Origin of the sequence: Salinivibrio sp. VYel1 (genome assembly GCF_009377945.1) — a bacterium.
Lineage (GTDB): Bacteria > Pseudomonadota > Gammaproteobacteria > Enterobacterales > Vibrionaceae > Salinivibrio > Salinivibrio siamensis.
On record NZ_RSAM01000017.1, the window covers coordinates 1 to 18,441 of the forward strand.

An 18,441-nucleotide genomic window follows, 5' to 3' on the forward strand; every position below is an offset into this window, starting at 1 on the left:
GGGGTCTCCCCATGTGAGAGTAGGACATCGCCAGGCTTTGATTATAAATTGCGCCTATTGCTTGCGATTTTTGATAGCTGCGATGCTCATGTATTGGCATACACTGTGCGTCTCGCTTCAAAACTCACTGCGCATAGCTCGCAATTTAATCATCAAAGCAAATAGATGTAAGACTTTGATGAGAAAACACCAAGCCCTGACCTCACGGTCGGGGCTTTTTTGTATCTTGAGGGTGTATTAGCCCTGTGCGCTTTGCTTTAAACTGCCTGCCGAGTAGATGTCTTTTCATTTTCCATCTATCCAATATCCAATAAAAAGCCCCGTCTTGTCGACGGGGCTTTGTTTTTTCTAAGCTGTGTAATAGCTTGGTTATTGAATTTTACTGACTCGACTTACTCGATCACCTGAAATGGTACGCAGCTGCACTGGTGCAGTGACGTGAGGAGCGTTCGCCGCATCATAGGTCTGCCAGCTTGCACCATTATCGGTTGAGTACTCAATGGTGAGTCCAGGGAATGGCGAGTTCGCTTTCAATATACCACTTTCTATCACTCCACCCGGAACGGGTAAGCGGAAGCCCACACCCTGTTGCTCTAGTTGTGGGAACCAGTAGTTCGCTAACTGATTAGCAAAGAGGTTGTAATCAATGTTGCGCTTGGTTTGATTCGCCTCTTGTCCGGTTTGAGTGCTTGCTTCCCATTCGGCACGGTGCCAAGCTCGCTCAGCCATGGCGAAGAGGCGAGGGAAGGTCATGGATTCAAATTGGCCATCGGAGCGAATAGTTTCACTCCAAATAGATGCCTGTAAACCAAGCACATTGTCTGGACGCGTCAGTGTTTTCACGGTGGCAGCGTCTAGTACTTCCTGTTTGGTGATCGGTGCACCATTGCGCTTTGCATCTGCGTTAGCGTAGAGATCATCGGGCATAAAGCTAAACGTCTTACGGGTATCGGTAAAACGGGGTGCCCAGTAATAGCCACGCTCACTTGGGTCTGGTTCATAGGGGTGGTCAAAATAGAGATGTGTGGCTTGGTTATAGATAACGCCATAGCCATTGTTGGCGAGATTATAGGCGCGATCGGCAACGCCCCACTCCCAGATATTTTGCCACGCGTTGCCATAGACGTGCTCATTGGCAAGTTGTGCGCGTGGATAGACTTTATTGTTGTGCATGAGGCCATCTTCCCAACCACCGAGATCGAGCTGATGACGTTGGGTAATGTGCGAAATACGCTCAACAAAGTACTGACTCAGATCGTCAACACTGTTCACACCTGCATCGTTATCTGCAATAAAGGACTGACAGACGGGCGACTCTTTCCAGGCACCGGCAATTTCATCACCGCCAAAGTGAAATGTATCGAGCGGCTGTATGTCTCGATGCGCATCGACGAGCGCGGCAACCACTGTATCGACGAAGCGATAACTGGATTCCATACAGACATTTATCGCGTTGTCGGTAAACATCTGCACAGAGAGGTATTGTGTGTCGTCTTCAAAGTCCGTGAGCAAATATTCTTTCGCTTTGGCTTCATCACCTTGTGCCATGTACTTGTGGTAACGCGCTTCCATCGCTTTGATGGCCGAGTGCGCGTGACCTGGCATATCTACTTCTGGAATGACGGTGATATTGAGCGCCTCTGCTTTACGCAAGATCGCTTGATAATCTTCCGTGGTGTAATACCCATTGGATGCTTCTGTGCCGTCAGGCCCTGCACCTAAGAAGGGCAACACGCAGCGGGTTTCCGACAAATCATGACAGCGTTTGCTACCGACGTCCGCCAGTTCCGGGAGGGCTGGGATCTCAATACGCCATGCTTCATCATCACTGAGGCGTAGATGCAGTTTGTTGAGTTTCAAAGCGGCCATCTGATCGAGTAACTTAAAGATGGCTTCTTTGCTGCGGAAGTTTCGCGCCGCATCGACAGACAGGCCTCGGTAAGCAAAGCGTGGTGCGTCAGTTAGCGTCACCGCCTTGAGTGTGTCGCCGGTTTTGAGTTGCAGCAGGCTTTGCGCAGCATATAGGGCTCCCGCTTGATCAGGGGCATCGATGTCAATACGCTGCTGCTCAGGTTGTACATCTAAGCGATAAGCTTCATGCCACTGGTCGCTTCCATTCAGGCTGACTTTTCCCCAGCCCACATGAATAACTTTTTGGTTGGTAGGTGCCCAGTCGGTGGCTGAAATGCCAAGTTGATCGGCAAGCCATTGTGCTTGCGCTTGATAGCCATTGTCGTAGACCACGGTCCACTCGCTATCGAGGATGACATGGCCATTTTTCTCAATGCGACTGGCAGGGGTGGGTAGCACGTGCCCTTGGGTATTGACCAACGACAGATCAGCATTGCGCGCATAGCGCTGTTCGGCCGTGAACGGGTCATAATGGTCGGTGAGTGCACCGTCGTAGCGCTTCCACTGTGCGGGCGTGTCAAAGTCACCGACAAAGGCGAGCTCATCATCCGGCTTGGTGGGCACTTGGCCATTTTTGTGGTTACTGGTACTGGTAATCAATGCGGTATGCATGCCAGCTTCACCGTCGGACGCTAAATACCAGTTTGGCATGATATCGGATTTTGCGACTTGCCAGTCAGAGGCATTAAAGCCAACGACTAATTGATCACCGGGGGCGAGCGGAACAAAGCTGTCCGTGGGCTCGAGTTTGAAGAGATCCCCATTGACGTGTGAGACGTTAAGTTGATCGGTATCGATCGAATTGATCATGCGGATGTGACTGAAATAAATCGCCCAGCCTGTTTTAGGCAGTGTCTGAGTACTTTGGTTGGTAAAGGCGACGTTACCCGTAAATGAACGCCAGTCATCTTGGGTATTATCAATGACTTGGTATTGGACATCGAGGCCGTTTCCGAGTGCATCAAGCTGCGATGCAGGCATCGCCCAAGCGGTGCTACATAATGACGCGCCGATCAGGAGACCCAGTGCGGTAGGTTTGAGCATGCTATCCTCCAAACTTATTTTTTATTGTGAAAATAGTTAACAAGACAGTAGAGGATAGTGGTTAACAAGCCTAGTAATCTTGTTAGTCAAAATGCATTTATGTCTAAAGACTCAAACTTATTGATGTGTGCGGGCTATGATTTTCGTTAAAATAGCGAGGAAGATCGCAGCGGAAATTGATGATCCACTGCGATACAAATTAACGCGGAAGTAAGCAGCTTAACGCGATTTGACTATCCACGAGTCGAATACCGACGGCGACCATTTCGTCACAAGCCGACGATACCGTGTCGGGGTTAATACCACGACACGCGGCAAGGTTGACAATGACGTCAAAACGGCCGCGCTTTTTCAATTGGATAGCCGTGGTTTTGACGCAGTAATCGGTAGCTAAGCCACCGACAACCACGGTTTCTACTTCTTGGCTGTGTAGCCATTCAATCAAGCCCGTGCTGAGTTTTTCTTCAATATCATGAAAGCATGCACCGTAGGGGTGAAGATCAGGCTCAATACCTTTCCAAACCACATAGTCGTATTCGGTGACCGGGGGCAAGCCATCGATGGTTTCAAATCCTTTGGTGCCGGGCACAGCATGCTTGACCCAAGTTAGATCAGCATTCTTATGTGCTAAGGGCTGCAACATATCAGCAGGTTTATCAACCACCCAGACAGCATTGGTGGGGTGTGCATCTTTGGTGAGTACGCGTAGGTCAGCCAATGCCGCTTGCTGATTCAGAGCTGGCCCGATGGTGTCGCCCTCAGGCACAGGCAGCTCATCAGGACAAAGCGGTGTGAATGTGCATTGTGCATCAACGTCAATCGCGGCAATTTTGGCTTGTTTCATCGCATCATCACCTAGAGTATTTGATTAAGTAAATGATCGGCCTTAACCCGCTTAATCCGCTTGAGCAGACGTTTGACCGGGACGGGATAGTCCTCCATTTTTTCTATCTGTTTATAGCTGCCGACCAACTGAGTGTGTGCCAGTATCTTATCTACTTCTTGCTGTTTCTGCGCTTCGAGTTGCTGATGCTTATCATGGATCAAGATAGCGTTTTCTAAGTCTAGCTTCCATGCGCGTGGATTCAGGTTATTGCCCGTCAGCAACATGTATTGGCGATCGACCCAGATTCCTTTTAAGTGAAAACTGTTGTCATCATGCTTCCAAATATGGATGTTTAACTGGCGTTTGGCAATGGCTGCTTCGTTACGGCGCGCAAAGTTACGTAGGTTGACTTCATACAGGTAGGGGAGTGCCGAAATGGTCTTAAAGGGCGCTTCTGGCGGCGAGTAAAAGTCATTGGCGGTTTTATCGCCAACAATGATGCTCACTGTCACACCTCGGCGTAGTGCACGGCGGATTTCTCTGACCACACTGCGTGGCGGATTAAAGTAAGGGGTGCAAATCACCAACTCTTTTTGCGCGCTCGCAATTAGATGGCAGATATAGCGATTGAGCTTGTTCTTACGTTTACCCAATCCGACCATAGGAGTTAGCCCGACTTGGTCCTCACGGAGAGGCTCATTATCGTAGCGATAACTCGCACGCTGCAGCTGAGTTCGAAACTCACGAATGCTAGGCTTAAGTGCTTTGCTATTTGGCCGATCTGGCGAGGTGAGGCAATTGACCGCACTATCCGCCGTTAGGGTATTAACAATAAAGTCTGCCATGGTGTCGGCAAGCGCTTTATTGTCGAGCACATGATAGCGGTCGTATCGATATCTATTATGTTGCGCTAAATAAACATCGTTTAAGCTTGCACCGCTGTAGAGCACTGTGTCATCAAACACAAAGCCTTTTAGGTGCAGCACGCCAAACACTTCTCGGTTTCTGACTGGTACGCCGAGTACCTCTATTTTGTGCGGGTAACGCTCAGCATAGGCGCGATATAATCCCGCATTGCCGTCAGATTGCTCTGCCCCGATCAAGCCTCTTTGCGCGCGATGCCAATCGACTAATACCTTGATATCCAGATCAGGATTGGCCTGTTTCGCTTCATACAGTGCATCAAGCACGCTACGTCCAGCCTCATCATCCTGCAGATACAAGGCGACGAGGTAAATCCTGGATTTCGCCTTTTTTATTTCACTAAGCAAGCGCTCTCTAAACGAGACGGCATCTAATAAGGTTTCGAGATTTTCTGGCTGGTGCGCAATGGTGGGCAGACGGTCGATAAGCTGCCGGTTTGCGTTCGCTGAATCCATTGTTACCTCTTGTTGTTCGACGGCCAGAGTCGAGCGGTTTGATGCTAAACCCTGAATTATACCAGAAATTAGGTCAAGTCACGGATGACTGCGCGGTGGCTTTGTTGTAAATGTCACGCTTTAGGTGCGTATTGCATCGCGACTAAGTCTTTACCGCTATGACAGTAGCTTTGGTAGCGTGCCGCCAATTCCTCTGGCAGGGCTGGCGTGTCCACACTGCTGAAACCGTGTTGCACGTATAAAGCGGTCAATGGTCGAAATGCCAAGCAAAAGCTTGGACGTTGCGCCAATACGGGCTGGACGGCGTCGAGTAGTTGATGACTTAGCCCCGACCCGCGCAAGTGTGGGTGCAGCAACATGCCAGTGAGTAATTGGTAATTTTGACGTTGTTGAAAGCGGACCGCACCACATAAGCCGCTGGGTCCATCCACCACCCAGATATGTTCATCTTTTTTCGGTTTACCCGGTGGATAGTAGGTTTTATAGAATCGTGCCACGAGAGGAAACCGTAACGGCTCGAGTGGGTGAATGTGGTAATTATCCATAGCCTAATAGATGCGCAATACGAGCAGGACAGGTAGTATACCTATCCATGATTTTTTCTGACAGCGTAATGCATTGATGAAGTGGTTATCTGATGTGTCCTTGACACCCCATCACACCTTTGGTCTCCCCGCCCACGCTCATGCGATCGTGGAAGCGCACACCGTGGAGGATTTATATGCGATTTGGCAGCATGCTGACGATCTGACGCTTCCTAAGCTAGTGGTGGGAGAAGGCAGCAACCTGCTTTTTTGCCAAGACTTTCAGGGCGTGGTGGTGCTTAATCGCCTGACTGGTATATCAGTCGATGATGAGGGCGACCACTGGGTATTGCATGTAGGGGCTGGAGAATCCTGGCATAACTTAGTCGCTTGGAGCATTGATAATGGGTTCCCTGGGCTGGAAAACCTCGCGCTTATTCCTGGCTGTGTTGGTGCGGCGCCGATTCAAAACATTGGTGCTTACGGTGTCGAGTTTTGCGAGCGGTGCGCGTATGTGGATATCGTCAATCCATTGACTCAGCAAACACGTCGTTTGACCCGAGCAGCCTGCCAATTTGGCTATCGCGACTCGATATTTAAAACCGACGCGATGACAGGGTGGGTGATTACGCAAGTGGGGTTCCGATTAGCGAAGACGTGGCAGCCCGTGCTCAAATATGGTGCGCTGGCGGATCTCGATCCAGAGCGGGTATCAGCGCAAACCATTTTTGACGCGGTCTGTGCGATTCGCCAAGCCAAGCTCCCTGATCCCCGTGAGTGTGGCAATGCGGGAAGCTTTTTCAAAAACCCAGTGATTGATGCACACCAGGCGCAAACCTTGCAAACCTGTTATCCCGAGATACCCATGTACTTTGCCGGAGAGGGGAAAAAGAAGCTCGCCGCAGGCTGGCTGATTGACCAATGTGGTTTGAAAGGCAAGCAAGTGGGAGGCGCGCGTGTACATCCAAAACAAGCCTTAGTGCTGACCAACGCTAATCATGCAACCAGCCAAGACGTTATTCAGTTAGCAAAGCAGGTGGTCGACGAAGTCAAGGCGCGGTTTGGTGTGACCTTGCACCATGAGGTGCGCTTTATGGGTGCCAAGGGCGAAACCAGCTTGGAGGCACAATGAGCAGTGCACATACCGCAAGGCTTACCCTTATCGATCGTTTATCCGATGGTGAATTCCACTCTGGCGAAATGCTAGGCGATGCGCTAGGCATGAGCCGAGCGGCGGTCAGCAAACATATCAAAGTGTTGCAATCGTGGGGACTGGATATCTATCGGGTGCAGGGCAAAGGCTATTGCTTATCACAACCGATTGAGTTGCTCGATGACGTCTGGCTCAGTGAGCATACCGATGTGCCCGCTTTATCCGTGATCCCGGTCATTGATTCGACCAATCAGTACTTGATGGAACGTGTTGGACAACTTGCGTCAGGCAGTGTTTGCTTGGCTGAATATCAGCAGCAAGGACGGGGTCGCCGTGGTCGCGCGTGGCAGTCGCCTTTTGGCAGTAACTTGTATTTGTCGATGTATTGGCGTTTAGATGCCGGCCCTGCGGCGGCGATGGGACTGAGCCTAGTGGTTGGTGTGGCGATCACCAAAGCACTCCATGAACTAGGCGCGCCAGGTGTGAAGGTGAAATGGCCCAACGACCTGTATTTTCAGGATAAAAAGCTCGCTGGCATCTTAGTGGAAATGACGGGGCAAACGGGCGATGCGGCTCACCTTGTGATCGGCATGGGGTTGAATATTGGTATGGGGGCGCATTTGCGTGACAGCATCGATCAGCCTTGGGCTCGATTAGCGGACGCTTGCCATCCAATGCCATCGCGCAATACATTGGCGGCAACCTTGATTGAGCGTTTAAAAGAAGCACTGATTGACTATGAGCAACATGGGCTATCGAGCATCATGGCCGACTGGCCCAAGTTGGATAACTTTATTGATCGCCCCGTCAAACTACTCATGGGAGAGCGGGAAGTCCGTGGTATTGAGCGCGGTATCGACGAACACGGTGCCTTATTACTTGACGTTGAGGGTGACATCACGCCTTATTTAGGTGGAGAGATTTCTCTAAGACGCGATGACTAATCTCGGCGATTGTAAGGACTATTTGCGCACACGGATGCGTTGAACAGAGTGGTTGGCACCTTTTTCTAGGATTAAACTGGCGCGCTCACGGGTGGGTAAAATGTTTTCCGATAAGTTTTTCCCGTTAATGTCATCCCAGATGGTCGCCGCCTTTTGAGTGGCTTCGTCGACCGATAGCCGCGTGTAGTGATGAAAGTAAGCCTGTGGATCGAGAAAGGCACCTCGGCGGAACTTCATAAAGCGCTCAATATACCAATGCTTTAGTAACTCTGGTTCGGCGTCGACATAGATAGAAAAGTCGAGAAAGTCGGAAATAAACACATGATGTGGGTCATGCGGGTAATCCATGCCACTTTGCAGGACGTTGAGCCCTTCGAGGATCAATATGTCGGGTTTCTCCACTTTTTGCACGTCAGAAGTGATGTCGTACACCAAGTGAGAATAAATCGGCGCGGTGACGCAGTCTTTTCCTGATTTGACGTCGGCCACAAACTCAACCAGCTTGCGCATGTCATAAGATTGCGGAAACCCTTTTTTATGCATGATGCCACGCGACTCAAGCTCGGCGTTGGGGTATAAAAAGCCGTCAGTGGTCACGAGTGCAACTTTAGGATGATCTGGCCACCGTGTCAGCAGGGCTTTTAAAAGACGTGCGGTGGTACTTTTCCCCACGGCGACGCTGCCCGCGATGCCAATGACATAGGGCACATGATTTGAGACGGGCTGGGATAAAAACTCGTCTAGCACTTCCGTCCGGCTTTTGCGCGCTTTCACATAGAGATTAAGCAGCCGCGATAGAGGAAGATAAATATCGCGCACCTCATCCATCGACAAATGCTCGTTAAGGCCGCGCAAGCGGTCAATGTCATCTTCGGTGAGCGTCATGGGCACTGCATCCCTCAGTTCAGCCCATTGTTGACGCTCGAACGACAAATAAGGCGTTAGCGTTGCATTCATGATCCATGTGCCTTAAGCCAGTAAAGAGGGTGACGATACCGCAAACGAAAGGGAAGGAAAAGCGCCGACGATTGGCGTTGAGTGAGCGGGCTGGTTATTTTCGCAACAATCACGCGAAAAAATGCGCAAAAGACGAAAAAATCACCCATTTTTTTAAAATTCCCTATTGCACCCCTCAAATCCATGGCATAGAATGCGCAGCACTTGTCGCCGGCTTAGCTCAGTTGGTAGAGCAACTGACTTGTAATCAGTAGGTCGCCAGTTCGATTCCGGCAGCCGGCACCAAAATTTAGGTGGAATTCCCGAGCGGTCAAAGGGATCAGACTGTAAATCTGACGGCTCAGCCTTCGAAGGTTCGAATCCTTCTTCCACCACCATTTTCAAATTGTTTGAATAGCTCTACGAGTAACGATTGCGGGCATCGTATAATGGCTATTACCTCAGCCTTCCAAGCTGATGATGCGGGTTCGATTCCCGCTGCCCGCTCCACTCTTTTTAGAGTGCTGATATAGCTCAGTCGGTAGAGCGCACCCTTGGTAAGGGTGAGGTCGGCAGTTCAAATCTGCCTATCAGCACCATCCTCTCCAAGGTAACTTCAAGCCGTTTGATATATACTCAACAAACCTGATTGTTGGTTGTGTGGTCGTAATGCCACCGAAATACCGTGCTTAGAGGGACTGTCATGTCTAAAGAAAAATTTGAACGTACGAAAACGCACGTTAACGTTGGTACTATTGGCCACGTTGACCATGGTAAAACTACGCTGACCGCAGCTATCTGTACGGTACTTGCAAAAGTACACGGCGGTGCTGCTCGTGACTTCGCGTCAATCGATAACGCACCAGAAGAGCGTGATCGTGGTATCACCATCGCAACGTCTCACGTTGAGTACGATACGCCAAACCGTCACTACGCACACGTTGACTGCCCAGGACACGCTGACTATGTGAAAAACATGATCACCGGTGCGGCGCAGATGGACGGTGGTATCCTGGTTGTAGCAGCAACTGATGGCCCTATGCCACAGACGCGTGAGCACATCCTACTTGGCCGTCAGGTTGGTATTCCAAACATCATCGTGTTCATGAACAAATGTGACATGGTTGATGATGAAGAGCTGCTTGAGCTGGTTGAAATGGAAGTACGTGAACTACTTTCAGAGTACGACTTCCCAGGTGACGACTGCCCAGTAATCCAAGGTTCAGCGCTGGGTGCCCTGAACGGTGAAGAGCAGTGGGAGCAGAAGATCGTTGAGCTATCTGAAGCGCTGGATTCTTACATCCCAGAGCCAGAGCGTGCGATCGACAAGCCGTTCATCCTGCCAATCGAAGACGTATTCTCAATCCAAGGCCGTGGTACTGTAGTCACTGGTCGTGTTGAGCAAGGCATCATCACTGTGGGTGACGACGTTGAAATCGTGGGCATGAAAGACACCACCAAGACCACTTGTACGGGTGTTGAAATGTTCCGTAAGCTTCTAGACGAAGGCCGTGCGGGTGAGAACGTGGGTGTTCTTCTGCGTGGTACTAAGCGTGACGAAGTAGAGCGTGGTCAAGTACTGGCGAAGCCTGGTTCAATCACTCCGCACACCAAGTTCGAGTCAGAAGTATACGTACTGGGCAAAGACGAAGGTGGCCGTCATACGCCGTTCTTCAAAGGCTATCGTCCACAGTTCTACTTCCGTACGACTGACGTAACCGGTACTATCGAGCTGCCAGAAGGCGTTGAGATGGTAATGCCTGGTGACAACATCAAGATGGTTGTTACGCTCATCGCACCTATCGCGATGGACGAAGGCCTACGTTTCGCTATCCGTGAAGGTGGCCGTACTGTAGGCGCTGGTGTTGTTGCTAACATCATTGAATAATGATTTGACGAAACACTAGTAAAAAGGGCATCATTTGATGCCCTTTTTCTGCGTTTGACGCTCCTATTGGTGTGAATTTAGCCAGCAGTCGTTAGCAAGCGCAGAGTTTAGTGATCGTATCGTGCTTGATTGAGACGTTATGGTCACCATGTGCCTTTGCCAAACACTGATTGTGGATGGCTGAAAAGGCACTGCCGTCTATGTAGACTTGTTACAGGTAGAATGTATGAAAGCGAACGCTGAGACCCAATCCGGTTCGATGGACATCCTTAAATGGGGTGTTGTTTTTGTCCTATTGGCCGCAGCCGTGATAGGGAATAGCCTGTACAGTGACGTGTCTGTGGTAGTGCGAGCTGCTGCCGTGGTGGTATTGGTTGCCGCTGCCGGTGGTGTCGCTGCACTCACGATGAAAGGAAAAGCTGCGATCACGTTTGCACGCGAATCGCGTATGGAAGTGCGTAAAGTGATTTGGCCAACCCGCCAAGAGACTTTACAGACTTCTCTCATCGTTCTGGCTGTTACTGTTGTTATGGCGCTCATCTTGTGGGGCGTTGACGGAATCATGGTCCGTCTAGTCCGCCTAATCACTGGCGTGTGAGGTAAAAGTACATGAGCGAAGCTCCCAAAAAACGTTGGTATGTGGTCCAGGCTTTCTCTGGTTTTGAAAGCCGTGTTGCGCAGTCACTGCGCGAACATATCAAAATGCACGAAATGGAAGACTATTTCGGGGAAGTCTTGGTGCCAACCGAAGAAGTGGTTGAAATGCGCCAGGGACAACGTCGCAAGAGCGAGCGTAAATTCTTCCCAGGTTATGTGCTCGTCCAAATGGTGATGAACGATGAATCTTGGCACTTGGTACGTGGTGTGCCACGTGTGATGGGTTTCATTGGTGGCACCTCAGATCGCCCAGCACCTATTTCTGATAAAGAAGCGGACTCTATTCTCAATCGCTTAGAAAAAGCGAGCGAGTCTCCGGTTCATAAAACCGTGTTTGAAGCGGGCGAAGTGGTGCGTGTGACCGAAGGACCGTTTGCAGACTTTAATGGTGTCGTAGAGCAAGTTGACTACGATAAGAACCGCCTTAAAGTCTCGGTGTCTATATTCGGCCGCGCGACCCCTGTTGAGCTGGAATTCGGTCAGGTAGAAAAAACCTGATCAAAAAAGCACCGCTAATGGTTGGCAAGGGCGCGAAATTTGACTATAATTTCGCGCCCTTTTGTTAAACGGGGAGTTTATCGCAAGATAGACGTTAGTACCCAAAATAAGGTAATTGAATAATGGCAAAGAAAGTAGAAGCTTACATCAAGCTGCAAGTTGCAGCGGGTGCAGCTAACCCATCGCCACCGGTTGGTCCTGCTCTGGGTCAACACGGTGTGAACATCATGGAGTTCTGTAAAGCGTTTAACGCGAAGACCGAATCTATCGAGAAAGGTCTACCAACTCCAGTTGTTATCACTGTATACAGTGACCGTTCTTTCACCTTCGTAACCAAGACTCCGCCAGCCGCGATTCTTCTTAAGAAAGCAGCAGGCGTGAAATCTGGTTCAGGTCGTCCGAACACTGAAAAAGTGGGTACCGTGACTGACGCGCAGATCCAAGAGATCGCAGAAACCAAAGCGGCAGACATGACCGGTGCGGACATCGAAGCGATGAAACGCTCCATTGCGGGTACTGCCCGTTCAATGGGCCTGAACGTAGAGGGTTAAGACAATGGCTAAAATGACTAAGCGCATGCGCGTAATCCGCGAAAAAGTTGATGTGACCAAAGAGTACGACATCAACGAAGCCGTTGCTCTACTGAAGGAACTGGCGACTGCAAAATTCGTTGAAAGTGTTGATGTTTCTGTCAACCTTGGCATCGATGCTCGTAAATCAGACCAAAACGTTCGTGGCGCGACTGTACTGCCTAACGGTACAGGCCGTGACATCCGTGTTGCTGTGTTCACACAAGGTGCGAACGCTGACGCGGCGAAAGAAGCGGGTGCTGATATCGTAGGTATGGAAGATCTTGCTGAGCAAGTGAAGAAAGGCGAAATGAACTTTGACGTCGTCGTCGCTTCACCAGACGCAATGCGCGTTGTTGGCCAGCTAGGTACCATCCTAGGCCCACGTGGCCTGATGCCAAACCCGAAAGTGGGTACTGTCACGCCTAACGTTGCTGAAGCGGTTAAAAACGCGAAAGCAGGTCAGGTTCGTTACCGTAATGATAAGAACGGCATCGTTCATACCACCATCGGTAAAGTTGACTTTGACGCAGACAGCCTGAAAGAAAACCTGGAAGCGCTGTTGGTGGCACTGAAGAAGGCGAAGCCAACTTCAGCTAAAGGTACTTACATCAAGAAAGTTAGCCTTTCAACAACCATGGGTGCTGGTGTTTCTCTAGACCAGAACTCTTTGGAAGCAAGCGTTAACTAATTGCGACAAGCGAGTGAGTAGTTTATACTCTCTCGCTTGACAATTTTATGGCTGAGTTTGCCACGGCAAACTTCGTCCAAGACCGTAGGCGTTCATTACGAACTTAATATTTCCTACGTAGACGGTGCCAGAACATGATAGATTTCTCGTCTTTCTTGGATCTGCACCGTACAAGCTCTCTCTGCAAGGCTGTAGAGAGTGGTGTTAAACAATCCAGGAGCAAATCCAAATGGCTTTAAACCTTCAAGACAAAAAAGCAATTGTTGCTGAAGTCAACGAAGCTGCCAGTGGAGCCCTGTCTGCAGTAGTTGCTGATTCTCGCGGTGTTGCCGTTGACGCAATGACTTCTCTACGTAAACAAGCGCGTGAAGCGGGCGTTTACATGAAAGTTGTGCGTAACACACTGGCTCGCCGTGCAGTTGAAGGCACTGAGTATGAGTGTCTGCAAGACACTTTTGTTGGCCCAACTCTGATTGCGTTTTCTAACGAGCACCCAGGTGCCGCTGCGCGTCTTTTCAAAGACTTCGCAAAAGAAAACAAAGAGTTTGAGGTTAAATCTGCTGCATTCGAAGGCGCGATCACTGACCCAGAGGTACTGGCGACACTGCCAACGTACGACGAAGCAATTGCACGCCTAATGATGGGCTTGAAAGAAGCTTCTGCCGGCAAGCTGGTTCGTACTATCGCCGCTGTTCGCGATCAAAAAGACGCGGCCTAATCGCCCGTTTAATTTGGTTGCTTAATCCTTTTATTGTTGACTTTAAAGAGAATTGTTATGTCTATCACTAACGAGCAAATCCTAGACGCAATTGCAGACATGTCTGTAATGCAAGTTGTTGAGCTTATCGAAGCTATGGAAGAAAAATTCGGCGTATCAGCGGCAGCAGCCGTTGTTGCTGGCGGTGCTGCTGAAGGCGGCGCGGCTGAAGAGCAAACCGAATTTGACGTTATCCTAACTGAAGCGGGTGCGAACAAAGTAGCCGTTATCAAAGCGGTACGTGGCGCAACTGGTCTAGGCCTGAAAGAAGCGAAAGCGCTTGTTGACGGCGCGCCTGCACCTCTGAAAGAAGGTGTTGAGAAAGAAGAAGCTGACGCGCTTAAAGCTCAGCTAGAAGAAGCTGGTGCTTCTGTTGAAGTTAAGTAATTTATACTTAATTTCCTAGCCTGAAAAGGCATTGGCTGGTGGCTAAAAAGCCACCGGCCTTTTTGCGCTGTAGGGCAGTAGTGAAATTTTCACCCCGTTTTATCACTGCTGACCATGCAAAAAAAATCAAAGCAAGCGCTTTGATTTTCCTACACTAAACGGTGGTTGTTTAGTCACTGTCCCTTGTACTGGACAGTTTGGGTCACTTATCAGCGAGCTGAGGAACCCTATGGTTTACTCTTATACCGAGAAAAAGCGTATCCGTAAGGATTTTGGTAAGCGTCCGCAAGTTCTGGACGTGCCATACTTGCTGTCGATCCAGCTTGAATCTTTTAAGAACTTTATCGAGCAGGATCCAGAAGGGCAATACGGTCTTGAAGCTGCCTTTCGCTCTGTCTTTCCAATTCAGAGCTACAACGGCAATTCCGAGCTGCAATACGTTAGCTATCGTCTCGGTGAGCCAGTTTTCGATGTCAAAGAATGCCAAATTCGCGGCGTAACCTATTCGGCCCCACTACGCGTCAAACTGCGCTTGGTGATGTTTGATAAGGATGCCCCGGCTGGTACCGTTAAAGACATCAAAGAACAAGAAGTCTATATGGGCGAAATTCCGCTCATGACTGAAAATGGTACCTTTGTCATCAATGGTACTGAGAGGGTTATCGTATCCCAGCTGCACCGTAGTCCGGGCGTCTTTTTCGACAGCGATAAGGGTAAAACCCATTCCTCAGGAAAAGTGCTATATAACGCACGCGTGATCCCATACCGTGGTTCATGGTTGGATTTCGAATTCGATCCTAAGGATATCGTATACGTTCGTATCGATCGTCGTCGTAAGCTGCCAGCTTCGATTATTCTGCGTGCGCTGGAATACACCACTGAAGAGATCCTAGACCTGTTCTTCGAAAAAGTTGTTTTCGAAGTAAAAGGCAAGTCTCTGGTGATGGAACTGGTGCCTGAGCGTCTACGTGGCGAAACCGCCAGCTTTGATATCGAAGCGGACGGTAAAGTCTACGTGGAGCAGGGTCGTCGAATCACTGCGCGTCATATCCGTCAGTTGACGAAAGATAACGTTGATCACATCGAAGTGCCAGTTGAGTACATTGCGGGCAAGATTTCTGCACGTGAGTATGTCAATCAGGACACAGGTGAAGTGATTGTCTCGGCTAACCAAGAGGTCAGCCTGGAGACACTGGCGCAGTTGTCGCAAGCAGGTCACAAACGTATCGAAACCCTGTTTACCAATGACCTGGACCATGGCCCGTACATGTCCGATACCTTGCGTATCGACAACACCACGGATCGTCTCACGGCGCTAGTCGAAATCTATCGCATGATGCGTCCTGGCGAGCCGCCAACGCGTGAAGCAGCCGAGCAACTGTTTGAGAGCCTGTTCTTCTCAGATGACCGCTATGATTTATCATCTGTTGGTCGTATGAAGTTCAACAGCTCGTTGGGTCGTGACGACCTCACCGGGCCTGGCGTACTGAGCAAAGAAGACATCATCGAGGTGATGCGTAAACTTATCCATATCCGTAACGGTATTGGTGAAGTGGACGATATTGATCACCTGGGTAACCGCCGTATTCGCTCTGTGGGTGAAATGGCAGAAAACCAGTTCCGTGTTGGTTTGGTACGTGTAGAGCGTGCCGTTAAAGAGCGTTTGAGCTTGGGCGATCTCGATAACGTGATGCCACAAGACTTGATTAACGCCAAGCCTATCTCTGCGGCAGTGAAAGAGTTCTTTGGTTCTTCGCAGCTGTCCCAGTTTATGGACCAAAACAACCCATTGTCTGAGGTGACGCATAAGCGTCGTATCTCTGCCTTGGGTCCAGGTGGTCTGACGCGTGAGCGCGCCGGCTTTGAAGTGCGTGACGTTCATGCGACGCACTACGGTCGTCTTTGTCCGATCGAAACACCGGAAGGGCCGAACATCGGTCTGATTAACTCACTGTCTGCGTTTGCGCGTTGCAACGCTTATGGCTTCCTCGAAACACCTTACCGGAAAGTCGTTGACGGTAAAGTGACGGATCAAATCGATTACTTGTCAGCAATTGAAGAAGGTCACTACGTCATTGCGCAGGCAAACGCCGCGTTAAATGAAGATGGCTCATTCACTGACGAACTGATCACGGCGCGTAAGACAGGCGAATCAGGCTTGCACCCACGAGACCATGTCCAGTACATGGACGTTGCGACCAACCAGGTCGTATCGGTGGCTGCTTCTCTGATCCCGTTCCTTGAGCATGACGATGCGAACCGTGCCTTGATGGGCGCGAACATGCAACGTCAGGCCGTGCCAACATTGCGTGCGCAAAAGCCGCTGGTTGGTACGGGTATCGAGCGTAATGTCGCCGTTGACTCGGGTGTTACCGCGGTAGCAAAACGTGGCGGTACCATTCAGTCCGTTGACGCCTCACGTATCGTAGTGAAAGTGAATGAAGATGAATTGGTACCAGGCGAAGCCGGTATCGACATCTACAGCTTGATCAAATACACACGTTCTAACCAGAACACCTGTATTAACCAGCGTCCAACAGTGATGCCGGGCCACGAAGTGGCAAAAGGTGATGTACTGGCTGACGGCCCATCGACTGACTTGGGCGAGCTGGCACTGGGTCAGAACATGCGTATCGCGTTTATGCCGTGGAACGGTTACAACTTTGAGGATTCCATCCTTATTTCTGAGCGTGTTGCTCAGGAAGACCGTTTGACCACTATCCACATTCAAGAGCTGTCTTGTGTGGCGCGTGACACCAAGCTGGGTAGCGAAGAAATCACCGCGGATATTCCAAACGTGGGTGAAGCTGCGCTGTCTAAGCTGGATGAGTCAGGTGTGGTGTATATCGGTGCCGAAGTGAAAGGCGGCGATATCATGGTCGGCAAAGTGACGCCAAAAGGCGAAACACAACTGACACCAGAAGAGAAGCTGCTGCGTGCCATTTTCGGTGAAAAAGCGTCTGACGTGAAAGACTCGTCACTGCGTGTACCGAATGGTGTGTCTGGTACGGTTATCGATGTACAAGTCTTTACTCGCGATGGCGTAGAGAAAGACAAGCGTGCACTCGAAATCGAAGAAATGCAGTTGAAAGAAGCCAAGAAAGACCTGACCGAGGAGTTCTCTATCCTTGAAGGCGGTCTGATGGCGCGTGTTCGCACACTGCTTTCTCAAGCCGGTTATACCGACAACCAGCTCGACGGCATGGATCGTCAGACCATGTTGACGCAAACGCTGGATGATGAAGCACAGCAAACCCAGCTTGAGCAATTGGCTGAGCAATACGACGAAATCAAAGCCGACTTTGATAAGAAATTCGACACCAAGCGTCGCAAGATCACTCAAGGTGATGACCTTGCCCCAGGCGTGTTGAAGATTGTTAAAGTCTACCTTGCGGTGAAACGTCGCATTCAGCCAGGCGATAAGATGGCCGGTCGTCACGGTAACAAAGGTGTTATCTCTAAGATCAACCCGATCGAAGATATGCCTTACGACGAGTCAGGCGAGCCTGTTGACTTAGTGCTGAACCCACTGGGTGTTCCTTCGCGGATGAACATCGGTCAGATCCTAGAAACACACTTGGGTCTGGCGGCGAAAGGTATTGGTGACAAGATCAATCGCATGCTCAAAGAGCAGCAGGAACTGGCGAAATTCCGTGAGTTCTTGCAGAAGGTCTATGATCTGGGTGAGACCCGTCAGGAAGTGGACATCAGTAAACTGACTGACGAGGAAGTTCGCACGTTGATCAATAATCTGCGTGATGGTCTGCCAACTGCGTCTCCTGTCTTTGATGGTGCGCCTGAGCCGGTTGTCAAAGAGCTATTGAAACTGGGTGATTTGCCAGAGTCAGGTCAGCTTGACCTTTACGATGGCCGCACGGGTGAGAAGTTTGAGCGTCCAGTAACCGTGGGTTACATGTACATGCTGAAACTCAACCACCTTGTTGACGATAAGATGCACGCCCGTTCAACAGGCTCTTACAGCTTGGTAACTCAGCAGCCGCTGGGTGGTAAGGCACAGTTCGGTGGTCAGCGCTTCGGTGAGATGGAAGTATGGGCACTGGAAGCATACGGTGCTGCCTATACCCTGCAAGAAATGCTCACCGTGAAGTCGGATGACGTTAATGGCCGTACCAAGATGTATAAAAACATCGTTGATGGCGACCATCGTATGGAGCCGGGCATGCCGGAATCTTTCAACGTATTGCTGAAAGAAATCCGCTCGTTGGGTATCAACATCGAGCTGGAAGACGAGTAAGCCACGCGCTACTCTCTCCGGT

General features: G+C 50.1%; 15 protein-coding genes and 4 tRNA genes. 14 read left to right on the plus strand and 5 right to left on the minus strand.

What is annotated here, in order from left to right; translation table 11 throughout:
* Positions 1-369 precede the first annotated feature (369 nt).
* The 4 genes from EHW58_RS14160 to EHW58_RS14175 all read right to left on the minus strand — a co-directional run bounded on the left by EHW58_RS14160 (position 370) and on the right by EHW58_RS14175 (position 5,657).
* Complete coding sequence (locus EHW58_RS14160) at positions 370-2,955, minus strand: family 20 glycosylhydrolase (RefSeq protein WP_152797110.1); 2,586 nt, start codon at positions 2,953-2,955, stop codon at positions 370-372.
* A gap of 199 nt (positions 2,956-3,154) precedes the next feature.
* The gene (locus EHW58_RS14165) at positions 3,155-3,799 is read right to left on the minus strand and encodes a nicotinamidase (protein WP_077607337.1); all 645 of its coding nucleotides are present in this window, start codon (positions 3,797-3,799) and stop codon (positions 3,155-3,157) included.
* A gap of 11 nt (positions 3,800-3,810) precedes the next feature.
* Positions 3,811-5,160: a CDP-diacylglycerol--serine O-phosphatidyltransferase gene (pssA, locus tag EHW58_RS14170; protein ID WP_046074503.1), complete on the minus strand. Its 1,350-nt coding sequence runs from the start codon at positions 5,158-5,160 to the stop codon at positions 3,811-3,813.
* 113 nt (positions 5,161-5,273) lie between these two features.
* Positions 5,274-5,657 carry a GNAT family N-acetyltransferase gene (locus EHW58_RS14175; protein ID WP_338013105.1) on the minus strand — a complete coding sequence of 128 codons (384 nt, stop codon included), beginning with the start codon at positions 5,655-5,657 and terminating at the stop codon, positions 5,274-5,276.
* 124 nt (positions 5,658-5,781) lie between these two features.
* On the opposite strand from EHW58_RS14175, the gene murB reads away from it, so the two are divergent.
* Together murB and birA are read left to right on the plus strand one after the other, a co-directional pair.
* The gene (murB, locus tag EHW58_RS14180; protein WP_046074505.1) at positions 5,782-6,816 is read left to right on the plus strand and encodes a UDP-N-acetylmuramate dehydrogenase; all 1,035 of its coding nucleotides are present in this window, start codon (positions 5,782-5,784) and stop codon (positions 6,814-6,816) included.
* Positions 6,813-7,781: a bifunctional biotin--[acetyl-CoA-carboxylase] ligase/biotin operon repressor BirA gene (gene birA, locus EHW58_RS14185; RefSeq protein ID WP_046074506.1), complete on the plus strand. Its 969-nt coding sequence runs from the start codon at positions 6,813-6,815 to the stop codon at positions 7,779-7,781. The genes murB and birA overlap by 4 nt, the downstream gene beginning before the upstream one ends.
* An 18-nt stretch (positions 7,782-7,799) precedes the next feature.
* Here birA and coaA read toward each other — a convergent pair whose 3' ends face one another.
* Positions 7,800-8,738, minus strand: coding sequence for a type I pantothenate kinase (gene coaA, locus EHW58_RS14190; protein WP_046074507.1), 939 nt, complete (start codon positions 8,736-8,738; stop codon positions 7,800-7,802).
* 209 nt (positions 8,739-8,947) lie between these two features.
* Here coaA and EHW58_RS14195 point away from each other — a divergent pair.
* The 12 genes from EHW58_RS14195 to rpoB all read left to right on the plus strand — a co-directional run bounded on the left by EHW58_RS14195 (position 8,948) and on the right by rpoB (position 18,419).
* Positions 8,948-9,023, plus strand: a tRNA-Thr gene (locus tag EHW58_RS14195).
* Between the two features lie 7 nt (positions 9,024-9,030).
* Positions 9,031-9,115, plus strand: a tRNA-Tyr gene (locus tag EHW58_RS14200).
* A gap of 37 nt (positions 9,116-9,152) precedes the next feature.
* Positions 9,153-9,227, plus strand: a tRNA-Gly gene (locus EHW58_RS14205).
* A 13-nt stretch (positions 9,228-9,240) separates the two neighbouring features.
* Positions 9,241-9,316 (plus strand) — tRNA-Thr (locus tag EHW58_RS14210).
* A gap of 104 nt (positions 9,317-9,420) precedes the next feature.
* Complete coding sequence (gene tuf / locus EHW58_RS14215; RefSeq protein ID WP_046074508.1) at positions 9,421-10,605, plus strand: elongation factor Tu; 1,185 nt, start codon at positions 9,421-9,423, stop codon at positions 10,603-10,605.
* Positions 10,606-10,831: 226 nt separating this feature from the next.
* On the plus strand, positions 10,832-11,203 hold the full coding sequence (gene secE, locus EHW58_RS14220; protein ID WP_025674747.1) for a preprotein translocase subunit SecE: 372 nt from the start codon (positions 10,832-10,834) through the stop codon (positions 11,201-11,203).
* Positions 11,204-11,214: 11 nt separating this feature from the next.
* Positions 11,215-11,760 carry a transcription termination/antitermination protein NusG gene (gene nusG, locus EHW58_RS14225; protein WP_025744447.1) on the plus strand — a complete coding sequence of 182 codons (546 nt, stop codon included), beginning with the start codon at positions 11,215-11,217 and terminating at the stop codon, positions 11,758-11,760.
* Positions 11,761-11,882: 122 nt separating this feature from the next.
* A complete protein-coding gene (gene rplK / locus EHW58_RS14230) occupies positions 11,883-12,311 on the plus strand; it encodes a 50S ribosomal protein L11 (protein WP_046074509.1) in 429 nt (142 codons plus the stop codon).
* Positions 12,312-12,315: 4 nt separating this feature from the next.
* Positions 12,316-13,020, plus strand: a complete 705-nt coding sequence (gene rplA, locus EHW58_RS14235; protein WP_046074510.1) for a 50S ribosomal protein L1 — start codon at positions 12,316-12,318, stop codon at positions 13,018-13,020.
* A gap of 229 nt (positions 13,021-13,249) precedes the next feature.
* Entirely contained in the window at positions 13,250-13,738 is a 489-nt protein-coding gene (gene rplJ / locus EHW58_RS14240; RefSeq protein WP_046074511.1) for a 50S ribosomal protein L10, read from the plus strand.
* 57 nt (positions 13,739-13,795) lie between these two features.
* Positions 13,796-14,164: a 50S ribosomal protein L7/L12 gene (rplL, locus tag EHW58_RS14245; RefSeq protein WP_046074512.1), complete on the plus strand. Its 369-nt coding sequence runs from the start codon at positions 13,796-13,798 to the stop codon at positions 14,162-14,164.
* Positions 14,165-14,393: 229 nt separating this feature from the next.
* Positions 14,394-18,419 carry a DNA-directed RNA polymerase subunit beta gene (rpoB, locus tag EHW58_RS14250; RefSeq protein WP_046074513.1) on the plus strand — a complete coding sequence of 1,342 codons (4,026 nt, stop codon included), beginning with the start codon at positions 14,394-14,396 and terminating at the stop codon, positions 18,417-18,419.
* Positions 18,420-18,441: the final 22 nt, after the last annotated feature.